This window comes from Arthrobacter sp. Edens01, assembly GCF_001307035.1.
Taxonomy (GTDB): Bacteria; Actinomycetota; Actinomycetes; order Actinomycetales; family Micrococcaceae; genus Arthrobacter_B.
Map to the genome: position 1 here is coordinate 1,346,311 of NZ_LKIU01000005.1, position 22,490 is coordinate 1,368,800.

Here is a 22,490-nt window from a genome sequence, read left to right on the forward strand (position 1 = left end):
AAAGCAAGGAGAACACCAATGTCTTCCACCCCCACCGCCGCCCTTTCCGAAGCCGGCGTATCCATCTGGCTCGACGACCTGTCCCGTGAACGCATCACCTCCGGTTCCCTAAAGGACCTCATCACCGCCCGCAACGTCGTCGGCGTCACCACCAATCCGAGCATCTTCGCGGCTGCCCTGGCCAACGGCGAGTCCTACGCGACCCAGGTTGAGCAGCTCGCTGCCAGCGGAGCCGACGTGGACAAGGCCGTCTTCGAGATCACCACCGACGACGTCATCCAGGCCTGCGATGTCTTCGCCCCCGTGGCGGAAGCTACCGGCGGCGTCGACGGCCGGGTTTCAATCGAAGTTGACCCCCGCCTGTCCCGCGACACCCAGGGCACCATCAACGAGGCCAAGGAACTCTTCGACAAAGTTGGCCGCAGCAATGTCCTGATCAAGATCCCGGCAACTGAGGAGGGCCTCCCGGCCATCACCGCAGTCCTGGCCGAAGGCATCAGCGTCAACGTCACCCTGATCTTCTCGCTCCAGCGCTACCGCGAGGTCATCAACGCGTTCATGGCCGGCATCGAGCAGGCCCGCGAGAACGGCCACGATCTCTCCAAGATCCACTCCGTTGCCTCCTTCTTCGTCTCCCGTGTCGACTCTGAGATCGACAAGCGCCTCGACGCCGTCGGGACGGACGCCGCGAAGGCACTGAAGGGCAAGGCCGGCCTGGCCAACGCCCGTCTTGCCTACCAGGTCTTTGAGGAGTCCTTCGCAACCGAACGCTGGCAGGTCCTGGCTGCGGCCGGAGCTAATGCGCAGCGTCCGCTCTGGGCCTCCACCGGCGTCAAGGATCCGGCGCTGCCGGACACCCTCTACGTCACCGAGCTGGTGGCAGCCGGCGTTGTGAACACCATGCCGGAGAAGACCCTGGAAGCCACTGCGGACCACGGCAGGATCACCGGAGACACCATCACCGGGACATACGCCGAATCCGCTGCCGTCCTCGATGACCTGGACGCAGCCGGCGTTGACTACAACGACGTCGTAGCCGTCCTCGAAACCGAGGGCTTGGATAAGTTCGTGGTTTCCTGGGGCGAACTGCTGGAAACCGTAACCGCCGCACTGGAAAACGCACGGAAGGCCTAGCACCCATGACGACCCTGTCCTTTGAAGCAGCCGGAGCCGCCCGCGAAGCCGTGGAGGCCCACGTCCCTGCGCTGGTCCGGGACGAGGTAGCCACCAGGCTCCTCGCCCAGGACCCCACGCTGTGGGGGCCGGACGCTGAAGCTGAAGCTTCGATCCGGCTCGGCTGGCTGAATCCGGCGCCAAGCTCCCGGCCGCTTCTGGGACAGATCCGGGAACTCCGTGAGGAACTCGCCGCCGAAGGCGTGGACCGCGTGGTCCTGGCCGGCATGGGCGGTTCCTCGCTTGCCCCGGAGGTCATCACCCGAACTGCAGGCGTGAGCCTGACGGTTCTTGATTCCACTGACCCCGACTCGGTTGCTGCCGCCCTCGCGGAGGACCTCGCGTCCACCGTGCTGGTGGTCTCTTCCAAGTCGGGGTCCACAGTGGAAACAGACTCGCAGCGGCGTGCCTTTGAGGACGCTTTCACGACGGCGGGGATCGACGCGAAGTCGCGCATCGTCGTCGTCACCGACCCCGGATCGCCGCTTGATGCGGCAGCCCGGGAGGCCGGCTACCGTGCCGTGTTCAATGCAGACCCGAACGTGGGCGGCCGCTATTCGGCACTCACGGCCTTTGGCCTGGTTCCCTCCGGCCTCGCCGGGGCGGACATTGAAGGGCTGCTTGATGCAGCCGAAGACACGGCCGAAATCCTCAGCGACAACGCGGAGGACAACATCGGACTCGCCCTGGGTGCTGCCCTGGGCGGAACCAATCCGCTGCGGAACAAGATCGTGATCGTCGATGAGGAATCCGGACTTGCGGGTTTCCCTGACTGGGCCGAGCAGCTCATTGCGGAGTCCACCGGCAAGCTGCAGACGGGCATCCTGCCGGTCGTAGCCGAACCCGGTGCGCCGGAAACCCTGAGCGGCGCACCTGACGTCCTGGTGGTACGGATTGTTTCACCCGACTCCGAAGCACTCCCGGAAGGTGACCAGGTGGTCGTTTCCGGCAGCCTTGGCGCCCAGATGATGCTTTGGGAGTACGCGACCGCAGTTGCTGGCCGGCTCCTGGGCATCAACCCCTTCGACCAGCCCGACGTCGAAGCAGCCAAAAAGGCAGCCCGCGGCCTCCTTGACGCCCAGCCGGAGCCGGTAGCGGCGTCCTTCGTTGACGGATCTGTCGAGGTCCGCGGCGAGGAAGCACTGCTGGGCGATAGCCACACCCTGACTGCTGCGCTGCAGGCACTCCTTGGCCAGCTTGGCGGGGACGGCTACCTCAGCGTGCAGGCTTACCTGGACCGGGCCAAGCAGACGGAACTGGAGAAGATCCGTCCCGAACTGGCCCAGGCAACTGGCCGCCCCGTCACTTTCGGCTGGGGGCCGCGGTTCCTGCACTCCACCGGACAGTTCCACAAGGGCGGTCCAGCCCAGGGCGTGTACCTTCAGATCACCGGCACCCCCGCCGGAGACCAGGCCATCCCCGGCCGTCCGTTTACCTTTGGCGAGCTCATCGCGGCGCAGGCAGCAGGCGACGCACAGGTTCTGGCGGATCACGGCCGGCCTGTCCTCCGGCTGAACCTGCTCAACCGGGACGCCGGAGTGGCACAGCTGGCCGCTGCAATCCAGGATCTGGGTGGTAAGTAGCCGATGTTCCATAAGGAAGAGACCGGTTCCGCTTCTCCGTTAAGGGACCCCCGCGACCGGCGCCTCAGCCGGATCGCAGGGCCGTCCTCGCTGGTTATCTTCGGCGTGACCGGTGACCTGGCCCGCAAGAAACTCATTCCTGCCGTGTACGACCTCGCCAACCGGGGACTGCTTCCGCCCAGTTTTTCGCTCGTTGGTTTTGGGCGCCGGGAATGGAGCGACTCGGACTTCGCCGGCTACGTCAAGGAAGCCGTGCAGGAGGGGTCCCGCACGGACTTCAGCGAAAACGTCTGGGAACAGCTGGTTGAAGGCATCCGCTTTGTCCAGGGCGGTTTCGACGACCACAAGGCATTCGACGCACTGCGCAGCACGCTTCAGGACCTGGATGAAAAGCGCGGTACGCGCGGCAACGTGGCGTTCTACCTTTCGGTACCGCCCAAGAGCTTCGAACAGGTCTGCCAGCAGCTTTCAAGCCACGGCCTCGCGGATTCGTCCGGCGGCAGCTGGCGGCGGGTGGTCATCGAGAAACCGTTCGGCCACGACCTGCAGTCGGCCCGCGACCTCAACCACGTTGTCGAGTCCGTGTTCCCTGCCGATTCCGTCTTCCGGATAGACCACTATCTCGGCAAGGAAACGGTCCAGAACATCCTGGCACTTCGCTTCGCCAACCAGTTGTTCGAACCCATCTGGAACGCGAACTACGTTGACCACGTCCAGATCACGATGGCTGAAGACATCGGCATCGGCGGCAGGGCCGGTTATTACGACGGCGTTGGCGCGGCACGCGATGTCATCCAGAACCACCTGCTCCAGCTCCTGGCCCTGACCGCCATGGAAGAGCCGATCTCCTTCAACGCCGGGCATTTGCGTGCGGAGAAGGAGAAGGTCCTGGCCGCGGTCCGGCTGCCCCAGGACCTTTCCCGGCATTCCGCCCGGGGACAGTACACCGGCGGATGGCAGGGCGGTGAGAAGGTCACCGGGTTTCTGGAGGAAGAAGGATTCAACCCTGAATCCAGGACTGAGACCTTCGCTGCCGTGCGCCTGGACATCAATACGCGCCGGTGGGCAGGGGTTCCCTTCTACCTGCGGGCAGGCAAACGTCTGGGCCGCAGGGTCACGGAAATCGCCGTCGTCTTCAAGCGCGCTCCGAATCTCTTGTTCCGCGACCACGCGGAGGACGACTTCGGCCAGAACGCCGTAGTGATCCGTGTCCAGCCAGATGAGGGCGCAACGATTCGTTTCGGTTCAAAGGTGCCCGGGACCCAGATGGAAGTGCGGGATGTGTCGATGGACTTCGGCTATGGCCATTCCTTCACCGAATCCAGTCCCGAGGCATACGAACGCCTGATCCTGGACGTACTGCTGGGTGAGCCGCCGCTGTTCCCCCGGCACCAGGAAGTGGAGCTCTCCTGGAAGATCGTAGACCCCTTTGAAGAGTATTGGGCCTCCCTCGATGAACAGCCTGAACCCTATGCCCCGGGCAGCTGGGGACCCGCTTCTGCCGACGAACTGCTTGCCCGCGACGGAAGGACCTGGAGAAGGCCGTGATAGTTGACCTGCCGGACACCACCACCTCGAAGGTGTCCAAGAAGATCGTCGGTATGCGGGACAAGGGCGGTGTGGTTGCCCTGGGCCGTGTGCTGACACTGGTCGTGGTGACGGAGCCGGACTACGTCGAAGAAGCCATCGAGGCCGCCAACGATGCCAGCCGCGAACACCCCTGCCGCGTGATCGTACTTGCCGCCGGATCCCCGGATGAACCGTCCCGCCTCGACGCACAGATCCGCGTGGGGGGCGACGCCGGCGCGTCGGATGTGATCCTGCTGTACGGCTACGGCGAGCTGGCTGCCGAAAGTGAGTCCCTGGTTTCGGCGCTGCTCCTGCCCGACGCACCGATTGTTGTCTGGTGGCCGCACGGGCTTCCGCATTCGGCCGCCTCCACCCCGCTTGGGCGCATTGCCCACCGCCGGATTACCGACGCCGCCAACGAACCAGACCCCAAGCAGGCCCTGCTGGACCTCAGCAAGACCTATGCGGATGGAGACACGGACCTCAGCTGGACCCGGCTGACACACTGGCGAATCCAGCTGGCGGCTGTGCTCGAGCAGAACGGTGCAGACGGTATCCAGTCGATCGTGGTGGAGGGTGCCTCTGATTCCGCCAGCACGTTCCTGCTCGCTGCGTGGCTTAAGCATGCCCTCAAGGTGCCCGTCGAGATTATTGAAGATCCGGCAGGCGCCGGGATCCGCAGGGTCCGCATAGAGCGGGACGGCGGAGCTCTTGAACTTCGCCGCCCAGAGGGCAGTACTGCATACCTGACCCAGCCGGGCCAGCCTGAACAGCGGATCGCCCTGCCGCTGCGTGGCCTGCACGAGTGCCTTGCAGAAGAGCTGCGGCGGCTGGACCCTGACGAAGTATTCGGAGAAGTACTAACCCAGGGGCTGGCCGCGTGCCTGGCTCCGGAAGGGACCACCGCATGAGGCACTCCCCCAAAGGCGTGACCATCCACCCGGATTTTGATGCGCTGGTTTCGGCCACCGCGGGACGGCTGATCACGAAACTCATCGACGTACAGAGCCGTCGGGGCGAGGCAACGGTTGTGCTCACCGGAGGCAGCGCCGGGGAGGCTGTCCTTGCATCGGTCGCCGCTGCACCGGCGCGGACGGCAGTTGACTGGAAGCGAGTCAACTTCTGGTGGGGAGACGAGCGTTTCGTAGCTCCCGATTCGCCCGACCGGAACGCACTGGCGGCGCAGAAAGCCTTTCTCCTGCCCCTGGGCGCGGACCAGGACCGTGTGCACGAGGTGCCCTCGACGGCAGAAGCTGCCACGGTCGAAGAGGCTGCTGAAATCTATGCCGCTGAGCTGGAGCGGGCAGCGCAGAGCGAGGTACTGGCCGACGGATTTACTGAAGCGGATCCCCGTTTGCCCCGCTTTGATGTTCTGCTGCTTGGCGTCGGTCCTGATGCCCATGTTGCCTCACTCTTCCCGGAGATGGCGGGCATCCGCACTACGGGACAGACAACGGTAGCGGTTCGCAACTCCCCCAAGCCTCCGCCTGAGCGGGTCTCGCTGACGCTCGAAGCCATCAACTCGGCCGAGGAAGTCTGGCTGACGGTTGCCGGGGAAGACAAGGCCGGCGCTGTTGGCCTGGCACTGGCCGGTGCCGGTCCCGTTCAGGTTCCTGCAGCGGGGCCGCGCGGACAGCAAAAGACCCGCTGGCTCATCGATCAGGCCGCTGCCTCGCAGCTGCCTGACCGGCTGCTCGAAGCCGGGGACCACGAGTCCTAGGACCGCGGTCTAATTCAAGGCTTACAACATAAAAGGATGGCCCCGGACAAAAGTCCGGGGCCATCCTTTTATGTTGTAAGCGTTTTGTCTGCCCGGGGATCCTACGATTCGCCGGAGAAACGCTGGATCAGGCCCAGGGCGACAATGATCAGGCCCCAGGAGACGCCGAGGATCACGGTGAAGCGGTTGAGGTTCTTTTCAGCGACGCCGGAAGAACCCATGCTCGTGCTCATGCCGCCGCCGAACATATCTGACATGCCGCCGCCACGTCCCTTGTGCAGGAGAATCAGGAGGGTTAGCAGCAGACTGCTGATCCCAAGCAGGACAAGCAGGATGATCTTCAGAATTTCCACTTACGGCCTTTCACGGGTGACACATCAGATTGGAGACCTTGCCGCTGAGCAGGTCAGTCGGTCACCAGATGTTCTTCAAACCTGACAATATTAGCAAATTCGGCTACATCCAAACTCGCCCCGCCGACCAGCACGCCATCGACGTCCCGCTCCTTGAGGATGCTGGCGGCATTCGCGGCTTTCACCGAACCGCCGTACAGCAGGCGCACCTTCGCCGCCACGGCGTCGTCGTAAAGATCCGCAAGCTCATCCCTGATGGTGCTGCACATTTCCTGTGCATCCTCCGGTCCGGCGACCTCACCGGTGCCGATGGCCCAGACCGGCTCGTAGGCGATCACGATCTTGGACACTTCCTCGGCGGAGAGGCCCACCAGATCGTTCCGGACCTGTTCCAGGGTGTGAAGCAGGTGGTTCCCTGCCTGCCGTTCAGCCAGGCCCTCGCCCACGCAGAGAACCGGCACAAGACCGTTGCGGAGGGCGGCCTTCAGCTTTGCGTTGAGGAGTTCGTCGGACTCTCCGTGCACGCTGCGGCGCTCACTGTGCCCAACCAGGACATAGCTGCAGCCGAGCTTGGAAAGGAACTGTCCGGAAATGTCGCCCGTGTACGCTCCGGAGTCTTCCGGGGAAAGGTCCTGGGCGCCGTAGCCGATCTTGAGCTTGTCGCCCTGGACGAGGGTCTGGGTGCTGCGCAGGTCAGTGAACGGCGGGAACACGACAACCTCGACACGGCCGTAATCATGCCGGGCGTCGCTGAGGGTCCACGCCAGCTTCTGCAGCAGCGTGATGCCCTGGACGTGGTCCATGTTCATTTTCCAGTTGCCCGCGATCAGCGGTGTGCGGTCGTACTTGCCGTTGGTCGAGCTGGTCATCTCTGCTCCGGTTTCGTTGTGGTTTTGTATTCGGTGCTGCGGACACGGGAACGGGCCCGCCGGAGGTAGTCCGGCGGGCCCGTGCGCAGCCTACTTGTCGAGGACGGCGATTCCCGGAAGTTCCTTGCCTTCAAGGTACTCCAGGCTGGCCCCGCCGCCCGTGGAGATGTGCGAGAAGTCGCTGTCGGAGAAACCCAGCTTGCGTACGGCTGCAGCAGAGTCGCCTCCACCCACCACCGTCAGGCCGGAGCACTCCTTCAGGCCCTCTGCAACTGCCCGCGTGCCGCCGGCAAAGGCATCGAACTCAAAGACACCCATGGGCCCGTTCCAGAAGACCGTGGCGCCGGAGCGGATACGGTCCGCAAAAGCTGCCCCCGAGGCCGGACCAATGTCCAGGCCAATGCCTGAGGCACCAAACCGGCTGTCCTCCATGGCGTCCGCCGAAACCACTTCATGGTCCGCGTCGGCCGCGAATTTGTCCGCCACCACAATGTCCGTCGGGAGGATGAACTCGCAGCCGGCTTCCCTGGCCCGGGACAGGTAGTCCTTGACGGTGTCGATCTGGTCTTCCTCAAGCAGGGAAGCACCCACCTTGTGGCCCTGCGCTGCGAGGAAGGTGAAGACCATCCCGCCGCCGACCAGGAGGTAGTCTGCCCGCGTCATGAGGTTCTCGATTACTGCCAGCTTGTCCGAGACCTTCGAACCGCCCAGGACCACCACGTACGGCTTGGCAGGATCCTTTGTGAGCCGGGAAAGGACCTCGAGTTCGCTGCGGACAAGGTTGCCTTCGTAGGCCGGCAGGACTTCGGCGATGTCGTAAACGCTGGCGTGCCTGCGGTGCACTGCGCCGAATGCATCGTCAACGAACGCGCCGCTGCCGCCGGTAAGGCCGGCAAGTTCCCGCGCGAGTTCCATTCGCTGGGAATCGTCCTTGGACGTCTCCCTCGGATCAAACCGGATGTTCTGCAGGACCAGCACACTGCCGGACGCCAGCGATCCCGCCAGTTCCTTGGCGCTGGTGCCCACAACGTCCTCGGCGAACTCCACGGCAAAGGGGGCGAGCTCGTCCAGCCGGTCCGCAGCGGGGCGGAGGTTGTACTTCTCGTCCGGCTGGCCCTTGGGCCGGCCCAGGTGTGCCATGACGATTACCTTGGCGCCATGCTCCACCAGCAGCTGCAGCGTCGGAATCGAGGCGCGGATCCGGCCGTCGTCGGCAACCTTTCCGTCGTCCAGCGGAACGTTGAGGTCGGAGCGGACCAGAACGTACCTGTTGTCAACGCCGTCGCTGATCAGTTCGTCAAGTGTCTTAATTGTCATGTCAACCTTTGTTTCGTTGCCGTACGGGCGGGGGTCCTAGAGCTTGGAAGCTACCAGCGAGGTGAGGTCCACCAGACGGCAGGAGTAGCCCCATTCGTTGTCGTACCAGCCGACTACCTTGACCTCGTTGCCCATGACCCTGGTCAGCGGGGCATCAAAGATGCAGGATGCGGGGTCCGTCACGATGTCAGAGGAGACGATCGGTTCGTCGGAGTAGCGAAGGTAACCGTTCAGGTTGCCTTCGGCCGCGGCCTTGTAGGCTTCCTGGATCTGTTCCACGCTCGCTTCCTTCGTGAGGGTGACCGTCAGGTCGGTAACGGAGCCCGTGGGTACCGGGACGCGGAGGGCGAACCCGTCGAGCTTGCCGTCAAGTTCGGGGATTACCAGACCGATTGCCTTGGCTGCGCCGGTGGTGGTGGGAACAATGTTCAGTGCAGCGGCGCGGGCCCGGCGCAAATCGCGGTGCGGTCCGTCCTGCAGGTTCTGGTCTGCCGTGTAGGCGTGCACCGTAGTCATCAGGCCGCGTTCGATACCGAATGCATCGTTGATGACCTTAGCCAGGGGCGCCAGGCAGTTGGTGGTGCAGGAGGCGTTCGAAATGATGGTGTCATTGGCCGGATCGTATTCGCTGTCGTTGACACCCATGACGATCGTGCGGTCCGCGCCCTTGCCGGGTGCCGAGATGAGCACCTTCTTCGCTCCGGCATCGATGTGCTTGCGGGCGTCGTCGGCCTTGGTGAAGAACCCGGTCGACTCAATAACAATGTCGACTCCCAGATCCTTCCAGGGAAGCTGGGCCGGATCGCGTTCTGCCAGGACGCGGATCGTTTTGCCGCCGACCACCAGGTTGCCGTCCTGGACCTCCACGCTGGCGCCGATGCGGCCGGTAACCGAGTCATACTTCAGCAGGTGGGCAAGGGTCTCAGGGCTTGTCAGGTCGTTAACCGCAACAATGTCCAAATCCGCGTTCTGCTCGAGTGCTGCCCGGAAGTAGTTGCGTCCGATACGCCCGAATCCGTTGATTCCAACACGAGTAGTCACTTTTGTTCTCTCCTTGATAGCGGGTCGTTCGAGAATCAGTGACCTCAGTGGGGAAAGGCCACTTCAGTTGACTTCGCAGGAGCGGCGCGTCCCGGACCTGCTTCAGCGCACGGATTGCCGGTCGGGCACCGCGTGAGCCGTTGCTTCATCTTACGCGCAGGTGCCGCCGGAGTGTGACCGGCGGCACCTGATAATTGCTGTGCTGGACGCAATTAAGACGCGTTAGGCGGGCAGCACCAGCTGCGTGGCGCCGGCGCGTGCAGCGTCGAAGCGGGCCGCGACGTCGGCCCAGTTGACGATGTTCCAGAACGCCTTCACGTAGTCAGCCTTCACGTTGACGTAGTCCAGGTAGAAGGCGTGCTCCCACATGTCCAGCATCAGCAGCGGGATGGTGCCTACGGGGATGTTGCCCTGCTGATCGTAGAGCTGCTCGATGACAAGGTTGCCGCCCAGCGGCTCGTAGGCCAGGATTGCCCAGCCCGATCCCTGGAGGGAGTTGGCTGCTGCGGTGAACTGGCCGCGGAAGGCATCGAAGGATCCGAAGAAGTCGTCGATGGCTGCTGCGAGCTCGCCTACGGGCTTGTCGCCGCCCTCAGGAGAGAGGTTGTTCCAGAAAATGGAGTGGTTCGTGTGTCCGCCGAGGTGGAACGCGAGGTCCTTGGAGAGCTTGGGGATGTTCCCGAACTCGCCCTTTTCCCGGGCTTCGGCCATCTGTGCCAGTGCGGTGTTGGCGCCGGCTACGTAGGTGGCGTGGTGCTTGTCATGGTGGAGTTCCATGATGCGTGCCGAGATGTGGGGCTCGAGGGCTGCGTAGTCGTACGGCAGTTCCGGCAGTGTGTATTCGTTCACGAAAATCCTCCGTTGATTGTCGGATCCATAACTCCGGGTGGCGTGTCCATCCGGAAGCTGTCTTGTGCTGAGTAAGTCAGCACACTTAGTCCATCCTATGCAAGACGTTACTGGTCTAGCATTTCAGGGGTCACATTGGCTTCAGTGCCGGGGATACCGAGCTCAACGGCGCGCTTGTCCGCCATGGCCAGCAGGCGCCGGATCCGGCCGGCAATGGCGTCCTTGGTCATAGGCGGGTCGGCGAGGCGGCCCAGCTCATCCAGGCTGGCCTGCTTGTGCGCCACCCGCAGTTCCCCGGCATACCGCAGATGCTCGGGGACGTCTTCCCCCAGGATTTCCAGGGCACGCTCAACCCGTGCGCCGGCCGCAACCGCTGCCTGTGCGGAACGGCGGAGGTTGGCGTCGTCGAAGTTCGCCAGGCGGTTGGCCGTGGCACGGACTTCCTTGCGCATCCGGCGCTCTTCCCAAACCATAAGGGCATCGTGTGCTCCCATCCGGGTCAGGAGCGCTGCGATGGTGTCTCCGTCACGGATGACCACGCGGTCCACTCCGCGGACTTCCCGTGCCTTGGCCTGGATTCCGATCCGCCGGGCAGCACCAACGAGCGCCAGTGCGGCTTCGGGGCCGGGGCAGGTAACCTCCAGCGAGGAGGAACGCCCGGGCTCGGTCAGGGAGCCATGAACCAGGAACGCGCCGCGCCAGACTGCCTCTGCGTCAGCTGCCGAACCGTTGACGACTACCGAAGGCAGGCCGCGGACCGGCCGTCCCCGTGCATCCAGGAGCCCGGTCTGGCGGGCGAGTGACTCCCCGTCCTTGACCACGCGCACAATGTAGCGGTTTCCGCGGCGCAGGCCCGTCCCGGACACCACCACAATGTCACTGCTGTGCCCGTAGACCTCGGCGATGGCGGCGCGGAGCCGGCGTGCAGTGGAGGCAAGATCCACCTCAGCTTCGATCACGATCCGGCCCGAGATGATGTGCAGGCCTCCTGCAAAGCGCAGCATCGCTGAGACTTCGGCTTTACGAACCGAGGATTTCTTTACGCTCAGGCGCGAAAGTTCCTCTTTGACTGCAGCAGTCAGCGCCACAAAAACACTCCTAGTTTTCCCCGAAAATATCGTGATACGCGGCGGCCAGCCTCAGCGGATCATGGATCGGCCGCCGGGCCGCTGCCCCTACCTTACCGAAGACCGCCTTCGCCCCCATCTCCGCTGCCGCCTCGCCGAATGCGTCCTGGTCTTCGACGACCGCAGGATCGGCCAGCACCGCGTCGACCTTGAACCCCGGGGCATAGCGCCGGATGGCCTGCAGATGGTCGACGGCGGACATCCCCGCCGTTTCCTTCGTCTCGTTGCGCAGGTTCATGGTCAGGCAGCGCCGGGCCTTCGTGGCGCACAGCGCGTCACGCATCTGGGGCAGCAGCAGATGCGGCAGCACGGACGTGTACCACGAACCCGGACCCAGGATCACCCAGTCTGCCCGTTCAATAGCGCTGATGGCTTCGGCGCACGCGGGCGCGTCCGAGGGCAGCAGGCGGACGTTGAGAACGTTCGAGTGCGTTCCGGCCGCCGCCAGTTCCGCCTGCCCCGTTACGGTCTCGTGGCGCAGGCCAGTGTCAGTCTGGTGGAGAACATCCCCCTGGATTGTCAGCGGGTGCGTGGACATAGGCAGCACCTGCCCGCGGGCACCCAAAAGGGCACCTGCCCACTGCAGCCCGGCAACCGGGTCGCCGAGGAGTTCCCACAGGGTAACGATCAGCAGGTTTCCCAGGGCGTGGTTGTCCAGGGAGCCTTCCACGCCGGGGCGGGAACGGAAGCGGTGCTGCATGACGTCACGCCAGGTCCGTCCCCAGTCGGTATCGTCACAGAGCGCAGCCAGTGCCATCCGGAGATCGCCCGGCGGCAGCACATCCAGCTCATTCCGCAGCCTGCCCGAGGACCCTCCGTTGTCGGCAACGGTGACAACCGCGGTCAGGTCGGTGGTGAGCAGCCGCAGGGCAGACAGCGAAGCGGAAAGCCCGTGCCCTCCCCCCAGTGCCACCACGGCAGGTGACTTGGCGCCGTTCGGAGCCTTGAGGGTGGTTCCTTCCGGAAGGACCGGGATGGGGCCGGTCAGGAACCCCATCTATTCCCGTCCCAGATCTCGGTGGTGTGCGCTGACGGTGACGTGGGGAAGCTTCGCGAGGCGCTTGGCCAGCTCCTCGGTAACGGCTACCGAACGGTGCTTGCCCCCGGTGCAGCCAACGGCGATCGTCGCGTAGTGCTTGTTCTCGCGCCGGTATCCGTCGATAACCGGCTCCAGGGCTTCGACGTATCTGTCGAGGAACTCCGAAGTACCGTGTGCGCCCAGGACGAAGTCACGGACATCGGCATCCTGGCCGGTGTGCGGGCGAAGCTGCGGAACCCAGTGCGGGTTGGGAATGAAGCGGACGTCGGCAACGTAGTTGGCGTCAACGGGGAGCCCGTACTTGAAACCGAAGCTCATAACGTTGATTCGCAGCACAATCGGACCCTGCTCGGTGAAAAGCTCCGTGATTGTGGTGGCCAAAGCATGCACGTTGAGCTTGGAGGTGTCGATGATGATGTCCGACGCATCGCGCAGCTCCTTGACCACGTCCCGTTCGGCGGCAATGCCGTCCAGGATCCGCCCGTCCCCCTGAAGCGGGTGCGGCCGGCGGCCGGATTCAAAGCGCTGGACCAGCGTCTGGTCTGAGGCTTCCAGGAACAGGACACGGTAAGAGACACCGGCGGCACGAAGGTTGTTCAGGGCTTCGCGGATGTCCTGGAACAGTCCCTTGCTCCGCACGTCGATGACGACGGCGAGCTTCGGAATTGAGTGCGGCATGCGGGACACGAGTTCGGTCAGTGTGCCGAGCATCAGCGGGGGCAGGTTCTCCACCACATACCAGCCGTGGTCCTCCAGCGCGTTGGCAGCTGTGCTGCGGCCGGCACCGGACATACCGGTGACAACAAGCAGTTCGGACTCGGCCGGCTTGACGCTTTGCAGCCCGTCCACTTCAGTCATGTTTTTGTTTGTTCCTGTCGCTCGCCTGGCTCCCGGTGCCGGGGGCCGCCTGCTTCCGCCGGAGTCCGGCCTTCCCAGCCTAACTAAGATTCAACTATTTCGCCGGTGGCCATGTTCACGGCGGGAGCCGCTTCAGCCGCATTGGCCAGTGCTGCCTGCACGGCAGCGGCCATTGAAGGACCGATACCGGGGACTTCAAGCAGCTGCGCCGTGTCGGCCTGCTTGAGCCTGCGCACCGACCCGAAGTGCTTCAGAAGCGCCTTCTGCTTGGCGGGGCCCAGTCCCGGGACAGAGTCCAGGATGGACGCCGTCATGGATTTGCCGCGCTTCTGCCGGTGGAACGTGATGGCGAACCGGTGCGCTTCGTCCCGGATCCGCTGCAGCAGGAACAGGGCCTGGGAGGACCTCGGCAGGATCACGGGGAAGTCACTCTCCGGAACCCACACTTCTTCAAGCCGTTTGGCCAGGCCCACAACGTAGACGTCGGTGATACCGAGGTCTGCCAGTGCGCGGGACGCCGCGGTGACCTGGGGTTTGCCGCCGTCGACCACTACGAGATTGGGCGGATAGGCGAACTTTGCCTTGGGCGGTGCCGTGAGTGTGTCCGCCAGCGGGTTCTCCGGGTTCCCGCCGTCCGCTTCGGTCTTCGGCTCGGCATCGGGAACCGCGGCGGCAGGATCGAAGTTCTCGGCAAGGTAGTGCTTGAACCTGCGGGAGATGACGTCGTACATCGAGGCGGTGTCGTCCCGGGCAGCTTCGCCGGTGATGGAGAAGCGCCGGTAGTCGGACTTCTTCATCAGCCCGTCTTCGGCAACCACCATGGACGCCACCACGTTGGTGCCCTGAACGTGGGAGATGTCATAGCACTCGATGCGCAGCAGCGGCACCGGCAGGTCCAGCGCCTCCTGCAGCTCAGAGAGCGCTGCGGAGCGGGTGGTTAGGTCTCCGGCCCGGCGGCTCTTGTGCAGCCGCATGGCATCTTCGGCATTGCGGGTCACGGTCTCCAGCAGGGATTTCTTGTCACCGCGCTGCGGAACCGAGATCTTGACCTTGGATCCGCGCAGTCCGCGGAGCCACACCTGCAGCTCTTCGGCGTTGTCCGGCAGGACGGGCACCAGGACCCGGCGTGGAATGCGGTCGGACATGGCTGCTTCGCCGTAGACCTGCTGGAGGAGATGCTCCACGATCTCCCCGGTGTCCATGTCCTCCACCTTCTCCACAACCCAGCCGCGCTGTCCCCGGATCCGGCCGCCGCGGACGTGGAAGACCTGGATCGATGCTTCCAGCTCGTCCTGGACCATGCCGAAGATGTCCGCGTCGGTGTCCTCGGAGAGAACCACGGTGTTGCGTTCGAAGACCTTCTTCAGTGCGGCAATGTCATCGCGCAGCCGGGCAGCGGATTCGTAGTCCAGTTCCGCGACGGCGGCCTGCATCTGCTTCTCCAGGTCATGGATGAAGCGCTTGCCTTCCCCGGACATAAAGGAACACAGCTCTGCCGCCAGCGCACGGTGGTCTTCGGCGCTGATCCGTCCTACGCACGGCGCTGAACACTTGTCGATGTAGCCGAGCAGGCAGGGACGGCCGGTGCGTTCAGCGCGTTTGAAGACACCCGCACTGCAGGTGCGGACCGGGAAGACGCGCAGCAGGGTATCCAGCGTCTCCCGAATGGCCTTGGCGGGATAGAACGGGCCGAAGTAGCGGGTGTCCTTCCGCCGGTCTCCACGCATCACCTGGGCGCGCGGGTACTTCTCCCCCATGGTGACCGCCAGATACGGGTAGCTCTTATCATCCCGGAACATGATGTTGAACCGGGGATTGAACTCCTTGATCCAGGTGTACTCGAGCTGCAGCGCTTCGAGTTCAGTGCCAACCACGGTCCATTCAACGCTGGTAGCGGTGAAGACCATGGCCCGGGTCTTGGGGAGCAGCTGGCCCGGACTTGCAAAGTAGGAGTTCAGCCGGGACCGGAGGTTCTTCGCCTTGCCTACGTAAATGACCCGGCGGTGCTCATCGCGGAAACGGTACACCCCGGGTTCGGTCGGGATCTCCCCCGTCCGGGGCCGGTAAGTTGCTGGATCTGCCACTTTTCCATCCTACGGCGCAGTCCCTGCACCAGGCTGCGGAGTTTCGCCGCACGCGCAAACGCGGTGCCTAGGCTCCGTCGGGCTTGTTTTGGTTGTAGCTGGAAGCGCGCTCCTGGCCGGAGAGTTCAGCGATGGCGTCCATGACCTGGTCGGTCACCCGGCGCCGTTCGGGGAGGGCATGCCGGGGCCCGGTCTTGGAGAAGTAGAGCGGACGTCCCACCGACATGGTGAAGGAATGCGGTTTGACCCACTTCCTGCCGGCCGGCTGCAGCCGTTCCGTCCCGATCAGTCCCACCGGGACCACCGGCGCACCTGAGGTCAGGGCCAGCCAGCCGACGCCGGTGCGGCCGCGGTAGAGCAGACCGTCACGGGAACGGGTTCCTTCCGGATAGATGCCGATTCCGCCGCCGGACTCCAGGACGTCCAGGAGGGACTTCAGTGCTGCGACGCTGGCTGCCTGCTGGTCCCGCTCCACCGGGATTGATCCAACGCTCTCAAAGAAGTTCCGCATGGCGGCGCCTTTGAGCCCCGGCGTGGTGAAGTACTCTGCCTTGGCAAAGAACCCAACCCGGCGCGGCATAAGTGCCTGGATGAGGACACTGTCCAGGAAGGACAGGTGGTTTGCGGCGACAATGAAGGGGCCGGTGGTGGGAACGTTCTCCAGGCCGGTGATCTTCGGCCGGCACATTTTGATCAGTCCGCGTGTGCTGGACCGGGTGAGGTTATACAGTCCCATGGGCACCTGCCCGGTCTGCGGCCGCGTAGACGGCTTGGGGCAGCTCGTGCGCCGAATGCACGACGGCGGCGGCACCGGCAGCTTCGAGCTCTCCGTCGGGTGCGAAGCCCCAGGCCACACCGATGCAGGGCACGCCGTTCGCAGTGCTTCCATGCACGTCGTGGGAACGGTCTCCCACCATGACCGCGGCAGAGTATTCCCCCGCGTGCGCGTCAAGGGCAGCGCGGATGATCGAAACCTTCCCGTCCGGGGCAGCCAGCCGCTCGTCGGCAGGTGAGCCGTGGATGGAGTCGAAAAGGCTGTCCAGCTGCTGGACAGCCAGGAGCTGCCGCGCGATCGGTTCGGGCTTTTGGGTGGCTACAGCCACCAGTGCTCCGGCATCCCTGAGTTCGCTGACAACCTCTGCAATACCCGGATACGGCCGGCTCTCGGCCATGCCGGTCTCCCGGTAGCCCGCGCGGTACCTGGTGATGACGGCGTCGAGCAGGTTCTCCGGGACCCCGGCGATCGATATGAGGGATTCTTTAAGTGCCGGCCCGACCATCCGCTGCAGTTCCGCCTCCGCGGGAACCGGGAGACCTGTGGCTGCCAGCGCCGAGGCTATGCCTCCGGTAATGCTGCCTGCAGGATCCACAAGGGTGCCGTCGAGATCGAAGAGGACCAGGAGCCGGGAATCAGTCACCGGCCAAGTTTCGCACAGAGAAGCCGCACGGGCGTAAAAACGTATTACCGGCTCGGAATATGTTTGAATCCTCCCGGGCACGGCAACTGCCCGCCTGGTTCTCCAGACGGGCAGTTGCCGTGGTTCGGTCAGGGCACCGATGCCGGATTTGGCGCCCTAGAGGATCTCTGCCAGGAACCTGCCGGTGTGGCTGTCCGGGGACTTCGCCACCTTCTCCGGCGTGCCCGAAGCCACAACCATGCCGCCGCCCGTGCCGCCGTCGGGTCCCAGGTCAATGATCCAGTCCGCACTCTTGATGACATCAAGATTGTGCTCGATCGTGATCACGGTATTGCCCTTGTCCACGAGTCCCTGCAGCACGAGGAGCAGCTTGCGCACGTCCTCGAAGTGCAGTCCGGTCGTGGGCTCATCCAGCACATAGACGCTGCGCCCGTTGGAGCGCTTCTGCAGCTCGGCAGCAAGCTTTACGCGCTGCGCTTCGCCGCCGGAGAGGGTGGTGGCAGGCTGTCCCAGCCGTACGTACCCGAGTCCGACGTCAACGAGTGTGTTGAGGTGCCGTGCGATGGGTGCAAAGGCTGCGAAGAACTCCGCCGCCTCAGCAATCGGCATGTTCAGCACCTCGGCAATGTTCTTGCCCTTGTAATGGACCTCCAGGGTTTCGCGGTTGAAGCGGGCTCCGTGGCAGACCTCGCACGGAACGTAGACGTCCGGTAGGAAGTTCATTTCGATCTTGAGGGTGCCGTCGCCGTGGCAGGCCTCGCAGCGGCCGCCCTTGACGTTGAAGGAGAACCGTCCCGGCAGGTAGCCGCGTACCTTGGCCTCGGTGGTCTCAGCGAAAAGCTTGCGGATGTGGTCGAAAACGCCGGTGTACGTGGCCGCGTTGGAGCGCGGGGTGCGTCCAATCGGGCTCTGGTCCACGTGGATTACCTTGTCCAGGTGCTCCAGTCCGTCCACTCGGGTGTGCCGGCCGGCAACATGCTTGGCGCCGTTGAGCTTGCTGGCCAGGACCCGGTAGAGGATGTCATTGATCAGAGTGGACTTGCCGGACCCGGAGACACCCGTGACTGCGGTGAATACGCCCAGCGGCACGTTCACGTCGATGTTGCGCAGGTTGTTCTCCCGGGCGCCCACAATCTTGAGCTGCCTGGACTTGTCCACCTTCCGGCGCTTGGCGGGAATCTCGATCTTCCGTCGCCCGGAGAGGTAGTCGCCGGTGATGGACCGGGTGTTGGTGAGCAGCTCGGACAGCGGTCCGGAGTGGACGATCTCGCCGCCCTTTTCCCCGGCGCCGGGTCCGACGTCGACAACCCAGTCCGCTTCATGGATCGTGTCTTCGTCGTGCTCCACCACAATCAGGGTGTTGCCGAGGTTCCGGAGCCGGGCCAGCGTCTCGATCAGCCGCCGGTTGTCCCGCTGATGCAGGCCGATCGACGGTTCGTCCAGGACGTAGAGGACACCGACCAGGCCGGAACCGATCTGCGTTGCCAGGCGGATGCGCTGTGCCTCACCGCCGGACAGCGTCGCGGCGGGCCGGTCCAGCGAGAGGTATTCAAGTCCCACGTCGAGCAGGAACGTCAGGCGTGCATTGATTTCCTTGAGAACCTGCTCGCCGATCTTGGTTTCGCGGTCCGTGAGTTCAAGGTGCTCAAAGAAGTCAGCCGCCTCGCGCAGCGGCATGGCGCTGGCCTCGGCGATGTTGCGCTTGTTGATCAGGACGGACAGGGACGCCGGGTTGAGCCGTGCGCCGCCGCACTCCGGGCAGGCAATTTCGCGCATGTACTCTTCGTACCGGTCGCGTGAACTCTCCGACTCGGTTTCGGTGTGCTTGCGCTTGATGTACCCAATCACGCCCTCGAAGCCGGTGGTGTACTTGCGTTCACGGCCGAAGCGGTTGCGGTACTGGACTACGACTTTGTGGTCCTTGCCGTGCAGCACGGCTTCGCGTGCCTTGGCGGGGAGTTTCTTCCACGGCACGTCCATGGAGAATCCCATGTCCTTGGCAAGGCCGGCCAGGAGCCGGTTCCAGTATTCGGTGGTGGCGGTGCCCATGGACCACGGGGCGATGGCACCGGCGGCCAGGCTCAGGTTGGGGTTGGGGACTACGAGTTCCTCGTCGACTTCCAGCCGGGACCCGATGCCGGTGCACACGGGGCAGGCCCCGAACGGGTTGTTGAAGGAGAAGGAACGCGGCTCGATCTCATCGATGGCCAGCGGATGCTCGTTGGGGCAGGCCAGGTGTTCAGAGAAGGCCCGGGTGCGCTCGGGGCTGTCCTCCGGCAGGTCCACGAAGTCGGCCAGGACCCTGCCCTCAGCCAGCGAAAGTGCGGTTTCCACGGAATCCGTGAGGCGCTGGCGGATGCCTTCCTTGGCCACCAGGCGGTCGATGACCACCTCAATGGTGTGCTTGTACTGCTTGCCCAGCTTGGGCGGATCGGAGAGCTGGACCAGATTGCCGTCCACCTTGGCGCGGGAATAGCCCTTTGCGGCCAGGTCCTTGAACAGGTCTACGAACTCGCCCTTGCGGCCCCGGACCACCGGCGCCAGGATCTGGTAGCGGGTGCCCTCTTCGAGTTCCAGCAGCTGGTCAGTGATTTGCTGCGGGGTCTGCCGGCTGACGGGCTCGCCGCATACCGGGCAGAACGGGGTACCCACGCGCGCCCAGAGCAGGCGCATGTAGTCGTGGATTTCCGTGATGGTGCCAACCGTTGAGCGCGGGTTGCGGCTCGTGGACTTCTGGTCGATCGAGACCGCCGGAGACAGTCCTTCAATGAAGTCCACGTCCGGCTTGTCCACCTGGCCCAGGAACATCCGGGCATAGGAGGAAAGGGATTCAACGTAGCGGCGCTGGCCCTCGGCAAAGATCGTGTCGAAGGCAAGTGAGGACTTCCCCGAGCCGGACAGGCCCGTAAACACGATCATCGCGTCACGCGGGAGATCAAGGTCCACGTTCTGCAGGTTGTGCTCGCGCGCACCTTTCACTACCAGGCGTGAGAGATCGCCGGCGTGGTGCGGATTGTGGCCAGAAGTCAGTGAAGTCGCGGTAGACACGCTTTCCACTCTAGATCAATCCGGATTCGAAGACGTATTCGAGAGCCGGTGTGTTCACCGCTGGCGTAGGGCTGCTTCCACGAAGGCCAGGGCATCCTTGTGGCTCACGCCATTGGCGCTGACGGTTTCGGCGAAAACCCGTGCGGCTTCCGCGACACGGCGGCGGCCGTTGTCCCCCGCCGCTGCCACAACAGTGCCGGCCCTGGAACGGGTGGTGACCACCTCGGCGTGTTCAAGTTCCCGGTAGGCACGCGCTACCGTGTTGACCGCCAGGCCAAGCTGGGCGGCCAGGGTACGCACCGGCGGGAGTCGGGTCCCTACCGGAAGGCTGCCGTCGTTTGCCGCATCGAGGATCTGCAGCCGGATCTGTTCAAACGGGGGCACCGAACTCGCGGTATCGATCCGCACCCAGGAGAGCACGCCGTCGTTCATGCCACCGCTTTCTTGTCCGCCTGCCCGTCCGCCGCTGCGGCCGGGTCCGGTTCCATCTTGCCATGGCACTCCAGGGCCGGTGCGGGAGGCGGGGCTATTCCGGTGCGTCCGCGGCGGCAGCAGGTTCGCTGAACTGGGACTGGTACAGCTGGGCGTAGAACCCGCCTGCCTCCAGGAGTGCGGTGTGGGTTCCCTGCTCAACGATCTGCCCGTCCCGGACCGCCAGGATGACGTCCGCGTCCCGGATGGTGGAAAGGCGGTGGGCAATGACGAAGCTGGTGCGCGCTTCGCGGAGAGCTCCAAGGGCAAGGCGGATGGAGACTTCAGTGCGTGTGTCCACGGAGCTGGTTGCCTCGTCCAGGATGAGGATGGCCGGGTTGGCAAGCCAGGCACGGGCGATGGTGATGAGCTGGCGCTGGCCCTGGCTCAGCGATCCGCCGTCGGAAGCCAGCACCGTGTCATAGCCATCCGGCAGTGACCGGACAAAGTGGTCCACGTGTGTTGCCTTGGCGGCGTCGATGATCTGTTCCTCGGTGGCGTCCGGCGCCCCGTAAGCCAGATTCTCCCGGATCGTGCCTTCGAAGAGCCACGCGTCCTGGAGGACCATGCCGATGCTGCGGCGGACGTCGTCGCGCGTCATGGACATGGTGTTCACGCCGTCGATTGTGATTTCGCCGGAATCAACGTCGTAGAAGCGCATCAGCAGATTCACCAGTGTGGTCTTGCCGGCACCCGTTGGGCCCACGATGGCAACCGTCTGGCCGGGCTTCGCTTCGAATGAGAGGTCCCGGATCAGCGGCGCCTCGGGGGTGTACGAGAACGAGACGTGCCGGAACGCCACGTCGCCGCGGACCCGGCCAAGCCGTACCGGGTCCTTGGGGTCGGGCGCGATCTCCTTCGCATCAAGCAGGGCGAAGACCCGTTCCGCCGAAGCGAGTCCGGACTGGAGCATGTTGATCAGCCCGCCAAGCTGGCCCAGGGGCTGGCTGAACTGCCGGCTGTACTGGACGAATGCCTGCACTCCGCCAATCGAAAGAGTGCCGCCGGCAACCTGGATGCCGCCGACCACCGCTACCAGCACATAGTTCAGGTTGGAGATGAAGGTCATGGTCGGCATGATCACACCGGAGACAAACTGTGCCCGGAAGGATGATTCATAGAGGCGTTCATTGCCGGGCACAAAGCCGGCCACAACGCGTTCCTGCTGGCCGAATGCCTTGACCACGTCCTGGCCCGTGAACATTTCCTCGATATAGCCGTTCACTTCGCCGGTGGTCTTCCACTGGGCTTTGAACTGCACCTGCGAGCGCCGGGCGATCAGGATGGTCACCAGGGCAGAAACCGGCACCGTCAGCACGGCGATCAGTGCAAGCAGGGGGGAGATCCACAGCATCATGCCCAGAACGCCCACAATAGTCAGCACGGACGTGATGACCTGCGTAATGCTCTGCGACAGGGTCTGGGCCAGATTGTCGATGTCATTGGTGACCCGGCTCAGCACATCGCCGCGTGACTGCTGCTGGAAGTGGGACATCGGCAGGCGGAAGAGCTTGGCATCCACGTCCCTGCGCAGCCGGTACATCGCGTTCTGCACTATCCGTGCGGTCACCCTTGCCTGCGCCCAGCCAAAGAAGAACGAGGCGAGGTAGATGGCAAGCACTCCGGCCAGGAGCGCGCCCAGTGTGCCGAAGTTGATTCCCTCCCCCGGTATGGCGTCCATGGCGGCGAGCATGTCTGCCAGCTGGCTCTCCCCTGATGCACGCAGTGCCTCCACCTGGGCTTCCTTGGAAACCCCGGGGGTGAGCGACGCTCCGATCACGCCGTTGAAGATCACGTTGGTCGCATCGCCGAGCACCTTGGGTGCAGTGACCGCGAGCGCCACTGAAACGACGCCGCAGAGCAGCACCGCCGCCACCCGCCACCGGTCCGGGGACAGCAGCCGCAGCAGGCGGGCCGATGAGGCAGCGAAACTGGCGGGCTTCGCGGCGGGGGCCCCGCGTCCGTGCATGC

19 protein-coding genes are annotated in these 22,490 nt (G+C 64.3%); 5 read left to right on the plus strand and 14 right to left on the minus strand.

Annotated features, from left to right (window positions below):
* Nucleotides 1-18 precede the first annotated feature (18 nt).
* Genes tal through pgl form a run of 5 tightly spaced genes read left to right on the plus strand, consistent with a single transcriptional unit; the run spans nt 19 to nt 6,045 of the window.
* A complete protein-coding gene (tal, locus tag AO716_RS12435; RefSeq protein WP_055241171.1) occupies nt 19-1,134 on the plus strand; it encodes a transaldolase in 1,116 nt (371 codons plus the stop codon).
* Nucleotides 1,135-1,139: 5 nt separating this feature from the next.
* Nucleotides 1,140-2,756, plus strand: coding sequence for a hypothetical protein (locus AO716_RS12440; protein ID WP_055241173.1), 1,617 nt, complete (start codon nt 1,140-1,142; stop codon nt 2,754-2,756).
* Nucleotides 2,757-2,759: 3 nt separating this feature from the next.
* Nucleotides 2,760-4,304, plus strand: coding sequence for a glucose-6-phosphate dehydrogenase (zwf, locus tag AO716_RS12445; protein WP_055241175.1), 1,545 nt, complete (start codon nt 2,760-2,762; stop codon nt 4,302-4,304).
* A complete protein-coding gene (locus tag AO716_RS12450; protein ID WP_055241176.1) occupies nt 4,301-5,236 on the plus strand; it encodes a glucose-6-phosphate dehydrogenase assembly protein OpcA in 936 nt (311 codons plus the stop codon). The genes zwf and AO716_RS12450 overlap by 4 nt, the downstream gene beginning before the upstream one ends.
* The gene (pgl, locus tag AO716_RS12455; protein WP_055241178.1) at nt 5,233-6,045 is read left to right on the plus strand and encodes a 6-phosphogluconolactonase; all 813 of its coding nucleotides are present in this window, start codon (nt 5,233-5,235) and stop codon (nt 6,043-6,045) included. Before AO716_RS12450 ends, pgl begins: the two co-directional genes overlap by 4 nt.
* A 101-nt stretch (nt 6,046-6,146) precedes the next feature.
* Here pgl and secG read toward each other — a convergent pair whose 3' ends face one another.
* From secG to AO716_RS12525, 14 genes are all read right to left on the minus strand, one after another.
* On the minus strand, nt 6,147-6,398 hold the full coding sequence (gene secG / locus AO716_RS12460) for a preprotein translocase subunit SecG (RefSeq protein ID WP_055241180.1): 252 nt from the start codon (nt 6,396-6,398) through the stop codon (nt 6,147-6,149).
* 53 nt (nt 6,399-6,451) lie between these two features.
* Nucleotides 6,452-7,267 carry a triose-phosphate isomerase gene (gene tpiA / locus AO716_RS12465; protein ID WP_055241182.1) on the minus strand — a complete coding sequence of 272 codons (816 nt, stop codon included), beginning with the start codon at nt 7,265-7,267 and terminating at the stop codon, nt 6,452-6,454.
* Nucleotides 7,268-7,357: 90 nt separating this feature from the next.
* Nucleotides 7,358-8,584, minus strand: a complete 1,227-nt coding sequence (locus tag AO716_RS12470; RefSeq protein ID WP_055241184.1) for a phosphoglycerate kinase — start codon at nt 8,582-8,584, stop codon at nt 7,358-7,360.
* A gap of 36 nt (nt 8,585-8,620) precedes the next feature.
* Nucleotides 8,621-9,625, minus strand: a complete 1,005-nt coding sequence (gap, locus tag AO716_RS12475) for a type I glyceraldehyde-3-phosphate dehydrogenase (protein ID WP_055241186.1) — start codon at nt 9,623-9,625, stop codon at nt 8,621-8,623.
* Between the two features lie 222 nt (nt 9,626-9,847).
* Nucleotides 9,848-10,474 carry a superoxide dismutase gene (locus AO716_RS12480; protein ID WP_055241188.1) on the minus strand — a complete coding sequence of 209 codons (627 nt, stop codon included), beginning with the start codon at nt 10,472-10,474 and terminating at the stop codon, nt 9,848-9,850.
* Nucleotides 10,475-10,581: 107 nt separating this feature from the next.
* On the minus strand, nt 10,582-11,562 hold the full coding sequence (whiA, locus tag AO716_RS12485; RefSeq protein WP_055241190.1) for a DNA-binding protein WhiA: 981 nt from the start codon (nt 11,560-11,562) through the stop codon (nt 10,582-10,584).
* A gap of 10 nt (nt 11,563-11,572) precedes the next feature.
* On the minus strand, nt 11,573-12,598 hold the full coding sequence (locus tag AO716_RS12490) for a gluconeogenesis factor YvcK family protein (RefSeq protein WP_055241191.1): 1,026 nt from the start codon (nt 12,596-12,598) through the stop codon (nt 11,573-11,575).
* Nucleotides 12,599-13,498, minus strand: a complete 900-nt coding sequence (gene rapZ, locus AO716_RS12495; RefSeq protein ID WP_055241193.1) for an RNase adapter RapZ — start codon at nt 13,496-13,498, stop codon at nt 12,599-12,601. It lies immediately after the preceding gene.
* A gap of 83 nt (nt 13,499-13,581) precedes the next feature.
* On the minus strand, nt 13,582-15,582 hold the full coding sequence (uvrC, locus tag AO716_RS12500) for an excinuclease ABC subunit UvrC (RefSeq protein WP_055241195.1): 2,001 nt from the start codon (nt 15,580-15,582) through the stop codon (nt 13,582-13,584).
* Nucleotides 15,583-15,649: 67 nt separating this feature from the next.
* Nucleotides 15,650-16,318 (minus strand): lysophospholipid acyltransferase family protein, encoded by a 669-nt coding sequence (locus AO716_RS12505; RefSeq protein ID WP_055241197.1) that lies wholly within the window; start codon nt 16,316-16,318, stop codon nt 15,650-15,652.
* A complete protein-coding gene (locus AO716_RS12510; protein WP_055241199.1) occupies nt 16,305-17,000 on the minus strand; it encodes an HAD hydrolase-like protein in 696 nt (231 codons plus the stop codon). The genes AO716_RS12505 and AO716_RS12510 overlap by 14 nt, the downstream gene beginning before the upstream one ends.
* A gap of 156 nt (nt 17,001-17,156) precedes the next feature.
* Nucleotides 17,157-20,048 (minus strand): excinuclease ABC subunit UvrA, encoded by a 2,892-nt coding sequence (gene uvrA, locus AO716_RS12515; RefSeq protein WP_200907620.1) that lies wholly within the window; start codon nt 20,046-20,048, stop codon nt 17,157-17,159.
* Nucleotides 20,049-20,102: 54 nt separating this feature from the next.
* Nucleotides 20,103-20,480 carry a GntR family transcriptional regulator gene (locus tag AO716_RS12520; RefSeq protein WP_055241201.1) on the minus strand — a complete coding sequence of 126 codons (378 nt, stop codon included), beginning with the start codon at nt 20,478-20,480 and terminating at the stop codon, nt 20,103-20,105.
* 94 nt (nt 20,481-20,574) lie between these two features.
* A complete protein-coding gene (locus tag AO716_RS12525) occupies nt 20,575-22,488 on the minus strand; it encodes an ABC transporter ATP-binding protein (RefSeq protein ID WP_055241203.1) in 1,914 nt (637 codons plus the stop codon).
* Nucleotides 22,489-22,490: the final 2 nt, after the last annotated feature.